This is a genomic window from Acinetobacter sp. IK31 (genome assembly GCF_035615195.1).
Lineage (GTDB): Bacteria > Pseudomonadota > Gammaproteobacteria > Pseudomonadales > Moraxellaceae > Acinetobacter > Acinetobacter calcoaceticus_C.
This window is the reverse complement of sequence record NZ_JANBOB010000015.1, coordinates 19,984-32,552: the sequence shown is the minus strand read 5'-3', so window position 1 is coordinate 32,552 and position 12,569 is coordinate 19,984. Positions and strand designations below refer to the sequence as shown.

Genomic DNA, 12,569 nt, shown 5'->3' with positions numbered 1-12,569 from the left:
GTTCCTTTATTCAAAAATAAAGGAACTTATTCCATTTAAGCGTTTAAAACACTTTTTAGGGTTTCACCTAAAATTACAACACTACTGTGCTCACGCATTAAGGTTTCAGCTCGCCCTGCCTGTCGATGTACCAACGCATCAAAAATTGAACAATGCTGTAAATGTGCATAGTGCAAACGGCGATATTCCGACAAAGCTTGCTTCTCATCATAGGTAATGGCTTGGGCTGAAGCCATCGGCAATTGATTGTTTTTTGCTAAAGCTTGTATGAGCGCAACATTTTGCGCGCCCTCAATAATCGTGTCATGAAAAATGACGTTAAAATGGTGATAACGTTCCAGTTCAACATCACCAAACTCGTCTTTTTCATTAAAGAGTTTTTCGGTTTCTTGAATGCAATGTTGAAGGGTCTTTTTCTGCTCTTCACTTAAGCCTTGTTCTGCCAGAGTCTTTGCAGCCAATCCTTCAAGTACGCCTCGAACTTCGAGTGCGTCATGAACCAGTTGTTCTGAAATTTCACGGACGGTGTAGCCACGAGTTGGGTTTTTAAGGAGAAGACCTTCTTGTTCAAGCAACCTAAATGCAATACGAACAGGCTGCCTCGAAACTCCAAGTAACTCGGCAGTGGGAATCTCGGCAATTCTGGCACCACCCTCAAGTTCCCCTGAAATAATCATTTTTCTTAATTTAAGTAAAACTTGTTGTCCTGAAGACATTTGCTGCCACACATCACCAAAAACGTCACTTCGATGCTAGCAAGTTCATTTGCAAAATGAAATAAATTTTCTGTGTGAATCAGTGCTTAAGCATTTCTATAGACTTTAAACGATTAGATTGCAAACTCCATTCGATCAAAGGCCTTTAAGATTATTCACCATAATATCGAGATTATTACGAATTAAATAAGCCAAATTGATATCAATGCCTTCAAGCATTTTCTCTTCAACTTTGGATACAACTTCATTGCATTTATTGAGTTTTTCAACACCACTTTCGGTGAGTGTAATTAAAATACGGCGGCCATGGGTTGGGTCAGGTTTCTTTTCAATCCAGCCATTAACCAGTAAATCTTGCAAAATTTTATTGGCAGATTGTGGCTTTATGAAAGAGCGTTCAGCAAGCTTGGCATTAGATACGTTACTTTTTGAAGCTAAAACAGAAAGTGCCGTAAATTGCGGCAAGGTAATTTTAAGCTCTTTTAAATGTTCGGTTAAATGTTTACTAATAATTCGGTCAACACGAGCAATCATGTAACTTAACTTAGGCTCATCTTCTATTTTTTTCTGAACTAAATTTGAACGTACCATAACCTTTCATTCATCATAAGAAAATCTGTAATGAAAGTATGAGGTAATCACCCCATACTTTCGTTAAAACTTAGCGAGCACCTGAGCTTTGTACTAAATGTACAGGCTGTTTAGGTTTTTTGACAAGAAGTAATGCAGAGATCGCTGCAATTAAGATCACAGGAATGCTTGAACCAATCACAATGGTCGAGCTTTGTCCAAGTGAGAGTAAAAAACCAGCCATTAACGGTCCTGCAAAAGAACCAATACGCCCAATTGCAACCGCCGCGCCCACTCCGGTTCCACGCATTTCGGTCGGATAATACATTGCGGCTAAACCGTACAATGCCGATTGTCCACCCACAATGAATAAACCACAGCCGACTGCCGAAAGTGCCAGCAATGCAACGGTTGGAGAAATTGCCAAGCAACAAAGTGAGAATAAAATGCCTAGATAAATCAGCTTAATCACAAAACTCATGCGTATTTTATCAAGCAATACACCCATTAAGATTGAACCTAAAATTCCGCCAACGTTGTAGCCCATCTGCACATAGTTTGCCTGTAATTTCGATAAGCCTTGCGCACCCATGAGTAACGGTAACCAGTTCAACAAGAAGTACAACACCACTAAGGTACAGAAAAAACTCACCCAAAGCTGAATAGTCGACATACGACGTTCTTTGGCAAATAGAACTTCAAAGAATGGTGTGGTTTTTTGCGCTTGAACTTTACGTTGCAGGTAATCATTTGACTCAGGTAAAAAGCGCATGATGAGTGGAATTAACAAAATAGGCGCAATACCACCAATATAGAAAATATGACGCCACTCTGCATCGCCTGCCAACGACATGGCAACCACAGAAGTCAGCAAGCCACCGAAAGGAATGCCGCTATACATGACACTTACCGCTTTGCCCTTGTGCTGGTCAGTTACAGCTTCAGAGGCAAGAGTAATCATCATCGGAAGTGCCCCGCCCATTCCCAAACCCGTACAAAAACGAATGAGCAATAACAAACTAAAGTTGGCAGCATAGGCCGTTAGCAAAGACATAATTCCAAAAAGCAGAATACTAAAAATCAGAATTTTCTTACGCCCAATAATATCTGCAAATCTGCCGCCTAATATGGCACCTGGTAGTGTTCCTAAAATTGCAGCACTAAATGCCCATGCCATCTGGCCATTATCCAACATAAACTCAGCCCGCATTCGTGGAGCGGCTACCCCCATTGATTGAAGATCAAAACCTTCAAAAATTGCGATTGCAAAACAAAGTAGTAACGTAATCTTTGCCCTTGCAGACTGTCCTAATATCTTTTCCATTGTGTTGTCCTTTATTGACTAGTCGTTCCATTTAGCCCTTTGTGTATTGTTGTTTAAACACACCAAAAATATCAGTTAAACTTACTAAAAAATCAACATATTTTTATGTTAAATTGTTTATTAAATTAATTTTTATTTAAATTACATATATTTATAAAATAATTATTAAATTTTAGAAAAAAGACTTGAATGTAAGTTTAACTGATATTAAATTAAATCCCAGAACATCACAAAATCATTCAAGGAGTATGAAGATGACTTATGAAAATCGCTGGGAAACCGTAGATGTTAAAGTTGAAGATGGAATTGCCTGGGTTACACTAAACCGCCCAGAAAAGAAAAATGCCATGAGCCCTACACTCAATCGTGAAATGATTGATGTGCTTGAAGCCATAGAACTTGATCAAGATGCGCGTGTTTTAGTGTTAACTGGTGCGGGTGACTCTTGGACAGCTGGCATGGACTTGAAAGAATATTTCCGCGAAGTCGACACTCAGCCTGAAATTTATCAAGAACGTATTCGCCGTGACTCATGCCGTTGGCAGTGGCAACTTCTTCGTATGTATTCAAAACCAACCATTGCAATGGTTAACGGCTGGTGCTTTGGAGGCGGTTTCTCACCATTAGTGGCTTGTGACCTAGCGATTGCAGCAGATGAAGCAACCTTTGGTTTATCTGAAATTAACTGGGGTATCCCACCGGGCAACCTTGTAAGCAAAGCAATGGCAGATACAGTGGGTCACCGTGCAGCTTTGTACTACATCATGACGGGTAAAACCTTTAGTGGTAAAGAAGCCGAAAACATGGGACTTGTGAATAAAAGCGTACCGCTTGAACAGCTAAAAGCAGAAGTAACTGAGCTTGCAAATTGCCTACTTGAGAAAAACCCTGTAGTGCTTCGTACTGCTAAAAATGGCTTTAAACGTTGTCGTGAACTAACATGGGATCAAAACGAAGACTATTTATATGCCAAGTTAGATCAATGTATCCATCGTGATACTGAAAACGGTCGCCAAGAAGGTTTGAAACAATTTTTAGATGAAAAATCAATTAAACCGGGTTTACAGAGCTATAAACGTACTGGTTAACTTTTGATTCTTTAATGGCAATGTAAGGACACAACCCATGCAAAATGTACAGTTACTTATTCACGGTCAATCTGTTGATGCGTCAAATCAGGCAACTTTTGAGCGTATTAGCCCCATTGATGGATCTGTGGCAAGCAAAGCTGCTGCTGCAACCTTGGAAGATGTTGATCGTGCAATCGAATCGGCGCAACAAGCTTTTAAAGTATGGTCGAAGCTCTCGCCTACCGAACGCCGTTTACGTTTGTTAAAAGCAGCCGATTTAATGGACCAAAAGACCGAGCAATTCATTGAAACCGGAATGCAAGAAACAGGTTCAACTGCGACATGGTATGGGTTTAACGTTCACCTTGCTGCAAACATGTTACGTGAAGCAGCGGCAATGACCACACAAATTGATGGAAGCTTAATTCCGTCAGATGTACCCGGTAATCTTGCGATGGGTGTACGGGTTCCTTGCGGTGTTATTGTTGGGATAGCACCTTGGAATGCACCTGTCATTTTAGCAACACGTGCGCTTGCCATGCCTTTAGCTTGTGGTAACACGGTGGTGTTAAAAGCATCGGAAGCGTGTCCTACAACACATCGTCTAATTGGAGAAGTGTTACACGAAGCAGGTCTTGGCGAAGGCGTGGTGAATGTGATTACCCACGCAGCCGAAGATGCGCCAAAAATTGTTGAACGATTAGTGTCGCATCCAGCCGTGAAACGCATTAATTTTACGGGTTCAACCAAAGTCGGAAAAATCATTGCTGAAACTGCTGCTCAATATTTAAAACCTGTTTTACTCGAATTGGGTGGTAAAGCCCCTGTTGTGGTTTTAAATGAGGCCGATATTAATGAAGCTGTAAATGCAGTCGCTTTTGGAGCGTTCTTTAATCAAGGTCAAATCTGTATGTCGACCGAACGTGTTTTGGTTCAAGACAAAATTGCCGACCAGTTTATTGAAAAGCTCATTGAGAAAACACGTTCTATTCAGGCGGGTAACCCAACCTCGAAAGAAAATGCACTCGGTGTTTTAGAAAGCCGCCGTGCCGCAAACCGTATTCAGCATTTGCTTGAAGATGCCCAAAACAAAGGTGCCGACTTACCGTTAGGCATTCATATTGAAGACACTACCATGCAACCGACGCTGGTGCTCAATATTAAACCTGACATGTTGCTTTACCGCGAAGAATCATTTGGGCCTGTCTGCACAGTTCAACGTTTTTCAACCGTTGAAGAAGGTGTAGCACTGGCAAATGACAGCGAGTTCGGTCTTTCTTCGGCAGTGTTTAGCCAGAATATTTCGCAGGCATTGGAAGTGGCTAAACAGATTGATTCTGGTATTTGTCACATTAACGGCGCAACCGTGCATGACGAAGCTCAAATGCCATTTGGCGGAACAAAATCGAGTGGTTATGGACGATTTGGTAGTAAAGCCTCTATTGGTGAATTTACCGAACTGCGTTGGATCACCATTCAAACTCAATCACGTCATTACCCGATTTAGTCGGCTAATGCAGACAACGACATATTAAATAAAAATTGCATGATGCAAAAAGATAAAGCGCAGTGATGCGCTTTCCATGGAGTGAAAGAAATGCAAATGAATGCCACTCAATCACAAGACCGCGAACGGTTCGTAAAATTAGGGCAACATGATATTCATTATCACCATAAAGATGACACGCTCTATATCAGCCCAAAAGAGCAATTAAAACCGTATCCACAAAAACTGACAGATCGGTTAATTCATTTTGCACAAACCAAACCAGACCATATTTTTGCAGCAAAACGCAATGCTCAAGGTGAATGGGTCAAACTGAGTTATGCAGAAGTTTTACAACGCGCATGGCATATTGCTCAGGCTTTACATGAACGTAATTTAAGCCAAGAAAGACCACTCGTCATTTTGAGTGGCAATGATCTCGAACATTTAACACTCTCTATGGGTGCAATGCTGGCAGGTGTACCTTTTTCAGCAATTTCACCAGCCTACTCTCTTATTTCTCAAGATTTTGGCAAACTCAAACATGTGTTTGAAGTGCTCACCCCAGGCATGGTCTATGCTAGCGACGGTCAAGCATTTGCCAAAGGGATTCAGGCCTGTATTACCTCAGACATTGAAGTGGTGACCAACAAAGGTCTTGTGGGCAATCAGATCTGCACGTCTTTTCAATCGTTGTTAGATACGCCTGTTTCAAATGTTCAAGAGTTTTATCAAACCCTTGATGAAAACCAAATTGCCAAATTCTTGTTTACATCAGGTTCAACCAAACTACCTAAAGCTGTGCCGACCACGCATTTAATGTTGTGTGTTAATCAGCAAATGCTATTGCAGACTTTCCCTGAATTTGAAGAAACACCACCTGTCCTACTCGATTGGTTATCTTGGCACCATACATTTGGAGGCAGTCATAATGTCGGCATCGCGCTCTATAACGGCGGTACGATTTACATTGATGATGGCAAACCCGTTGCAGGAAAATTTGACGAAACCATTCGTAACCTCAAAGAAATTTCTCCGACAGTTTATTTAAATGTGCCAAAAGGTTGGGAAGAACTCACCGAAGCTTTAGAACAAGATGAAGAGTTAAGAGACCGCTTTTTTGCCAAAGTTAAAATTTTATTCTTTGCAGGCGCAGCGCTTTCAGAAGCTGGCTGGAACAGACTCGATAAAATTGCTCAGCAACATTGCGGAGAAAAAATTCGCATTATGAGCGGATTGGGCATGACTGAAACTGCACCATCTTGTGCTTTCACAACCGGCCCACGCGTGATGGCTGGCTTTATTGGCTACCCTGCTCCGGGATGCGAAATTAAATTAGTTCCATGTGGTGACAAACTTGAGTTTTGTGTTCGTGGCAAACATGTCATGAAAGGTTATTGGCGTTTAAAAGCAGACCAGCAAAGCACTGTTTTTGACGATGAAGGCTTTTTCCACACTGGCGATGCCGTTCGTTTGGTCGATGTAAATGATCCAACTAAAGGCCTCATGTACGACGGACGCATTGCCGAAGACTTTAAACTCAATACGGGTACTTTCGTCAATGTCGGCACGATTCGCAACAAAGTGCTCATTCAAGGTAATTTACTGGTTCAAGATGTCTGTATTACTGGTTCAAACCTCAATGCCGTAGGCTTTCTGATTTTTCCAAAATTAGAAGCTTGTGCTCAATATGCAGGTCTTAAACTTGGTGAGCATTCGTCAGCAGAGATATTACAGCACCCTAAAGTTCAGCAATGGTTCCGTCAATTTTTAACGACTTTTAATAAAGATGCGACTGGCAGTTCAAATACAGTCTCAATGCTTTATTTAATGACTGAACCACCTCAACTCGATGCAGGCGAAGTGACCGATAAAGGCAACCTCAATCAAAGCAATATTACTAAACGTCGTGCTGCCTTAATTGATGAACTTTATCAAAAGCAGGCCGAAAACCCGCTGATTATTCGAGTACCCACCTTAAAGCAATAAGCAATTGAATTAAAAAAAGGAAGCTCAAACTTCGGTTTGGGCCTTAGCCTCACTTTTGCCTAAAAAAAGGTTCAACATGCCACACGATACAGAATTTGAACTATTTCGGGACAGTTACCGCAGGTTCTTAAAAGAACAGGTTGCTCCGTATTATGAACAGTGGGAACACGATGGCCTGATCCCACGTGATCTATGGCTTCGTCTTGGGGAAAATGGCTTTTTGTGCGTAGATGTGCCTGAAGAATATGGCGGCTATGGCGCTCCTGTTCATTATTCCCTCATGCTGGTTCAAGAAACGGCTCAAGCTGGCTTTGCATCTTTGGCGGTTGCCATTGGAGGGCAAAACGAATTGGTCTCTCCTTACCTGCAAAATATCGGGTCCGAAGCGCAAAAACGCTATTGGTTACCCAAAATGGTGACAGGCGAAGTCGTCACTGCAATTGCCATGACCGAAGCCAATGCTGGTTCAGACTTACAGGCCATACGCACTCAAGCCATTTTAGAAAATGACCACTACCGTGTGAATGGTTCAAAAACCTTTATCTCAAATGGTTTGCATGCCGACCTGATCGTTTTGGTAGCGAAAACTGATCCTCAAGCCAAAGCAAAAGGTATTTCGATTTTTTTAGTCGATGCTGCTTTAGACGGCGTTAAAAAAGGCCGGTCTTTACAAAAAATCGGACTACACGCTCAAGATACAGCCGAACTGTTTTTTGATGATGTCTATGTTCCAGCAACCCAGCGTTTAGGTGAAGAAGGACAAGGCTTTGCTTATTTAATGCAAGAGTTACCGCGCGAACGTTTAAGTATTTCTATGATGGCTTTGGGGTCCATTTTGGGGGCCATCGAAATTACCAAAGACTATGTGATGGAGCGTAAAGCTTTCGGACAACCTTTAAGCCAAATGCAAAACACGCGGTTTGTGCTCGCAAATGCACAAATCAAAGCCAAAGCTGCCCAAGCTTTTGTAGACCAATGTGCAGCGCTGTATCAACAACACCAGTTAAGTGTGACTCAGGTTGCAGCATTGAAATGCTTTATCACCGATATCCAATGTGAAGTGATTGATCAGTTACTTCAGCTTTTTGGTGGCTACGGTTACATGCAGGAATATCCGATTTCACGCTTTTTTGTGGATGCACGGGTACAAAAAATTTATGGGGGAACCAATGAAATTATGAAAGAAATCGTCGCCCGAGAACTGCTCGGAAAATAATTCGATTTAAAAACCAGACAAGGCGGACATAACAACCATGCCTTGTTAAAAACAAGAAATGATATTTCAGGAAGAAATGCTATGTCGAAATTATGGATGTACTCTACCCTCATGCTCTCTAGTTCAGTCTGCGCGGGCAGTTTTATTGACAACAGTTCAGTAGAACTCACCACGCGAAATTTCTATTTTGACCGCGACTACCAAGAGCAATCCGCTTACCCTGCCGCCAAGGACTGGACACAAGGGTTTATTCTTAAAGCCAATTCAGGTTATACCGAAGGGACTGTCGGTTTTGGGCTGGATGTACTTGCAACGGCGGGTTTTAAACTTGATGCCGATGCCGAGCACGGAGGTACAGGTAACTTACCTAGAGACACACGCACCAATGAACCTGCTGACTCTTATGGCGAAATTGGGGTCACAGCAAAAGCGAAAATGAGCCAGACCGAACTGCGCATAGGTACGCTAATGCCGATGAACCCAGTTTTAGTGGCTTCACCTGCTCGCTTGTTACCTCAAACTTATCGAGGAATTTCACTGACCAGTAAAGATATTAAAGATTTTGATTTACAGGCAGCCTATCTCGATAAAGTGAATCATCGTGATTCGACCAACTATGAAAAAATTAAAATTTCAGGCGTAAATGGGCGATTTAAAGGTGCCGAAACTGACGGGCTCTATTATTTAGGTGGAAACTATCAGCTTGATCCAGCAATCAAGCTCACAGCGTTCTATATGGATGTTGATGATCTTTATAACCAAACCATGGTTGGTGCCTTACATCAACATAAAATTAATGACACTACTAATCTTAGTTCGCAATTACGCTACTACCGCAGCCGCGATGACGGTCAAGCAAAAGCAGGTTTAGTCGATAATGATCTTTATCATGCGCATTTCGAACTCAAACATCAAAACCATAAGTTTATTTTTGGTACCTTCCAACATCACGGCGACACTGCATTTCCGTATTTGACTGGAGGTGAAACCGGACTTCTCATTGATACATGGCCGGGTGAGTTTTTAAATCCAAAAGAGAAAGCCTACAGCTTCCGCTATGAATATGACTTTAAAGATTATGTTCCGGGTTTACGTTTCATGACCCGTTACACCACAGGTCACAATATTTATGCACCCAACTTAGGTGGAACCAATCTAAAAGAACGCGAAACAGACTTTGATTTAGGCTATACCGTTCAAAGTGGCTGGTTAAAAAATTTAGGGCTCCGCGCGCGCTATGCAATCTATGACAACAACATGCTCTCTACAGCCAACATCAAACCTGTAAACGAAACCCGTATCAACATCGATTACACATGGAAATTTAAATAATTCAAAACAAGAGGTTCTGCTGTGCATAGAACCTCTTTTTATTTAGGGACATTCATCATGAAGAAAGTTGTAACGCTACTCTACGGATTTAGTTTCATTGCCCTAACTCACGCCGAGACGCAATATAGCCCGCCACCTATTCAGCTTGAGCCTTTAGCAAAATTTAGTGTGGATCTGAATGCGCCTGTTTGGGAATTAGGCACCACCAGTGACGCAGGTAAACGCCGAATTATTCCTATTACAGGTGGGACATTCGAAGGCAAATCCTTTAAGGGCCGCATTTTAAATAATGGTGCAGATTGGCAAATTGTCGACAGTAAAGGACTAGCCATTATTGATACGCGATATTTATTAGAAACCGATGACGGTGCACTCATTTATCTTCAAACCAAAGGTTACCGACATGGCTCGGCAGAAACGCTAAAACAGCTCGCCCAAGGCAAAGATGTCGACCCGAAAAACTACTATTTCAAAATTACCATGCAGTTTGAAACCAGCTCACCTAAATATTCTTGGCTGAACCAGACCGTTGCTGTAGGCAGTGCAATGCGTTTGGGCAAAGCGGTTATTTATGATGCCTATACCCTGAAATAATAATTTTTATAACACTTACAAAAGGATGGACCCTTCATTATGGATCAAAAAACTTTAGAACACTTACCGCCAATTCATCACCATTTAGGCGGTCACAATATTCATTGGAATGAAAAAAACACTGAACTCACCATCTACTACACGGCGCTAGAAAGCTTTACCAACCCGCGCGGTACGGTTGAAGGCGGCATGATTTGCGCGATGCTTGACGATGTGATGGGGCTTTTTGCGTTTCTGGCAAATGACCGTAAACCAGCAACCACCATTAATTTAACCATGGACTTTTTAAGGCCCTGTGCTGTGGGCGAAGTCATTACAAAATGCCGCTTTATTAAACAAGGAAAAACCGTACTGAACCTTGAAAGCGAAGCTTGGCAAAACAACAAAATGATTGCACGAAGTACAGCTAATTTTCTGGTTTTAGATTAAATCCATCAACCTTCATAAAATAAGGATATTTATAAATGAATGAAAACAAAAAGCGTCTTTGGACACAATCTACCGTATTGCTTGCGATTGCGGCAGTATTGACTGGTTGTGGTAATGACAATGACAGTACAACCTCATTACCTCAAACACCTCCACAACTTACTCCTGCGGTTGGTGCAAAATTAAATGGAAGCTGTTCAGATCTGACCAGATTTCAATATAACAATACTGTGATTAGCTCATCCACGCTTCAAGAGGCGGGTATATTGACTGTAGCCAACAAACCGATTGGTGCACATTGTTTAGTTAAAGGCTATATGGACCAACGTGTAAGCCCTGTTGATGGACAAACCTATCAAATTGGTTTTGAAATGCGCTTACCCGTTAACTGGAATGGCCGTTTTCTCTATCAAGGCAATGGTGGAACCGATGGCAATCTAGTGCCTGCAACAGGTCAGGTTGGCAGTGGTGGTCCGCTCACCAATGCCCTACATGACGGTTTTGCTGTCATTTCTTCCGATGCTGGACATAACGCTTCACAAAACCCCATGTTTGGTTTAGACCCTCAAGCCAGAGTTGACTATGGATATGGCGCTATTACCAAACTCACGCCTATGGCAAAAAATTTGATTAAAACAGCGTATGGTAAATTGCCTGACCGCTCCTATGCCGGTGGTACATCTAATGGTGGTCGCCACGCCATGATTGCAGCAACTCGTTTGGGCGACCAATATGATGGAATTTTAGCAAGCACACCGGGTTTCCATTTGCCTCGAGCAGCCGCAGCACAACTTTATACAGCACAACAGCTTCGTCGTGTCGCAACAGATGAAAATGACTTAAGTACCGCCCTCACTCTTTCAGAACGCAAAGTATTAGCGAAAGCAATTTTAGATCGATGCGATGCCTTAGATGGTGTTGCAGATGGACTCGTTCAAGATGTTGAGGCTTGCCGTATTGCTTTTAATATTCACCAACATGTACCTGTTTGTTCAAGTACAAGAGATGGCACCTGCCTAAGTACCGAACAAATTGATGTTCTAGCCAACATTTACCGTGGCCCTGTAAACTCTGCTGGACAAGCTCTGTATGCAACCCAGCCTTTCGACCCAGGTTTAGTCGGCAGTAACTGGGCAAGCTGGAAATTTGAATCTTCGGTTGGAACAGCGCGTGACCCTGTTGCAGTCGGCATTCTTTTTCAGGTTCCGCCAGATCCAACTGTAGTTCAAAACTCTAGACAATTTGCCTTTAATTATAATTTTGATACTGATTATCTAAAACTATCGGCAACCAACGAGCTGTACACCGAAAGCTCCATGTCTTTTATGATGCCGCCCGATGAACTTAATCTGGATAAACTGCGCAACCACGGTGGAAAAATGATTGTGGTACAAGGCACAGCTGACGGTGTTTTCTCTGTCGATGACACCCAAAATTGGTATGATCAACTACTCCAACACTATAAAAATGATGCAAAAGGTACAGCGCCTGAATTTGCACGTTTCTTTAGAGTTCCGGGCATGAACCATACCCGTGATGGTATTGCGACCGACCAGTTTGATGCATTGACTGCTTTAGTTAACTGGGTCGAATATGGGCAAGCACCTGACAAAATCATTGCAACTGCACGCGGCGCAGGTAACCCAAGTGGTCAAGTGAATACTGAACTTCCGCAAAACTGGGCGCCAGACCGTACCCGCCCACTTTGCCCTTACCCACTGATTGCCCGTTACAATGGTCAAGGTGATAGCGAAAAAGCTGAAAACTTTAGCTGTAAATAACAACCCTATCAAATTAAAAGAGAGCTTCTATAAGCTCTCTTTTTATCTTACTCTGCCTAATC

Annotated in this window: 11 protein-coding genes; 8 read left to right on the top strand and 3 right to left on the bottom strand. The window is 42.3% G+C overall.

Annotated features, from left to right (window positions below; all coding sequences use genetic code 11):
- Positions 1-35 precede the first annotated feature (35 nt).
- The 3 genes from MSG66_RS07985 to mhpT all read right to left on the bottom strand — a co-directional run bounded on the left by MSG66_RS07985 (position 36) and on the right by mhpT (position 2,610).
- Positions 36-728 carry a GntR family transcriptional regulator gene (locus tag MSG66_RS07985; RefSeq protein ID WP_128814486.1) on the bottom strand — a complete coding sequence of 231 codons (693 nt, stop codon included), beginning with the start codon at positions 726-728 and terminating at the stop codon, positions 36-38.
- Positions 729-851: 123 nt separating this feature from the next.
- Positions 852-1,307 (bottom strand): MarR family winged helix-turn-helix transcriptional regulator, encoded by a 456-nt coding sequence (locus MSG66_RS07980; protein ID WP_324653481.1) that lies wholly within the window; start codon positions 1,305-1,307, stop codon positions 852-854.
- Positions 1,308-1,377: 70 nt separating this feature from the next.
- Positions 1,378-2,610 (bottom strand): 3-(3-hydroxy-phenyl)propionate transporter MhpT, encoded by a 1,233-nt coding sequence (gene mhpT / locus MSG66_RS07975; protein ID WP_202742839.1) that lies wholly within the window; start codon positions 2,608-2,610, stop codon positions 1,378-1,380.
- Positions 2,611-2,858: 248 nt separating this feature from the next.
- Here mhpT and MSG66_RS07970 point away from each other — a divergent pair, with 248 nt between their 5' ends.
- The 8 genes from MSG66_RS07970 (at position 2,859) to MSG66_RS07935 (ending at position 12,507) form a co-directional block, all read left to right on the top strand.
- Positions 2,859-3,698, top strand: coding sequence for a p-hydroxycinnamoyl CoA hydratase/lyase (locus tag MSG66_RS07970; protein WP_170834062.1), 840 nt, complete (start codon positions 2,859-2,861; stop codon positions 3,696-3,698).
- Between the two features lie 37 nt (positions 3,699-3,735).
- Positions 3,736-5,187: an aldehyde dehydrogenase gene (locus tag MSG66_RS07965; protein WP_324653478.1), complete on the top strand. Its 1,452-nt coding sequence runs from the start codon at positions 3,736-3,738 to the stop codon at positions 5,185-5,187.
- Positions 5,188-5,268: 81 nt separating this feature from the next.
- Complete coding sequence (locus tag MSG66_RS07960) at positions 5,269-7,155, top strand: feruloyl-CoA synthase (protein ID WP_324653476.1); 1,887 nt, start codon at positions 5,269-5,271, stop codon at positions 7,153-7,155.
- Positions 7,156-7,231: 76 nt separating this feature from the next.
- Positions 7,232-8,371 carry an acyl-CoA dehydrogenase family protein gene (locus MSG66_RS07955; RefSeq protein ID WP_324653474.1) on the top strand — a complete coding sequence of 380 codons (1,140 nt, stop codon included), beginning with the start codon at positions 7,232-7,234 and terminating at the stop codon, positions 8,369-8,371.
- 81 nt (positions 8,372-8,452) lie between these two features.
- Positions 8,453-9,703 (top strand): OprD family porin, encoded by a 1,251-nt coding sequence (locus tag MSG66_RS07950; RefSeq protein WP_324653472.1) that lies wholly within the window; start codon positions 8,453-8,455, stop codon positions 9,701-9,703.
- 57 nt (positions 9,704-9,760) lie between these two features.
- Positions 9,761-10,297: a DUF3237 domain-containing protein gene (locus tag MSG66_RS07945; protein ID WP_324653470.1), complete on the top strand. Its 537-nt coding sequence runs from the start codon at positions 9,761-9,763 to the stop codon at positions 10,295-10,297.
- A gap of 39 nt (positions 10,298-10,336) precedes the next feature.
- Entirely contained in the window at positions 10,337-10,726 is a 390-nt protein-coding gene (locus MSG66_RS07940; RefSeq protein ID WP_042897828.1) for a PaaI family thioesterase, read from the top strand.
- Between the two features lie 35 nt (positions 10,727-10,761).
- Positions 10,762-12,507 carry a tannase/feruloyl esterase family alpha/beta hydrolase gene (locus MSG66_RS07935; RefSeq protein ID WP_324653468.1) on the top strand — a complete coding sequence of 582 codons (1,746 nt, stop codon included), beginning with the start codon at positions 10,762-10,764 and terminating at the stop codon, positions 12,505-12,507.
- Positions 12,508-12,569: the final 62 nt, after the last annotated feature.

Coding starts and splice junctions, on each gene's coding strand:
- MSG66_RS07980 (WP_324653481.1), bottom strand. CDS start 1,307: ATGGTACGTTCAAATTTAGTTCAGAAAAAAATAGAAGATGAGCCTAAG.
- mhpT (WP_202742839.1), bottom strand. CDS start 2,610: ATGGAAAAGATATTAGGACAGTCTGCAAGGGCAAAGATTACGTTACTA.
- MSG66_RS07970 (WP_170834062.1), top strand. CDS start 2,859: ATGAAGATGACTTATGAAAATCGCTGGGAAACCGTAGATGTTAAAGTT.
- MSG66_RS07965 (WP_324653478.1), top strand. CDS start 3,736: ATGCAAAATGTACAGTTACTTATTCACGGTCAATCTGTTGATGCGTCA.
- MSG66_RS07955 (WP_324653474.1), top strand. CDS start 7,232: ATGCCACACGATACAGAATTTGAACTATTTCGGGACAGTTACCGCAGG.
- MSG66_RS07950 (WP_324653472.1), top strand. CDS start 8,453: ATGTCGAAATTATGGATGTACTCTACCCTCATGCTCTCTAGTTCAGTC.
- MSG66_RS07945 (WP_324653470.1), top strand. CDS start 9,761: ATGAAGAAAGTTGTAACGCTACTCTACGGATTTAGTTTCATTGCCCTA.
- MSG66_RS07940 (WP_042897828.1), top strand. CDS start 10,337: ATGGATCAAAAAACTTTAGAACACTTACCGCCAATTCATCACCATTTA.
- MSG66_RS07935 (WP_324653468.1), top strand. CDS start 10,762: ATGAATGAAAACAAAAAGCGTCTTTGGACACAATCTACCGTATTGCTT.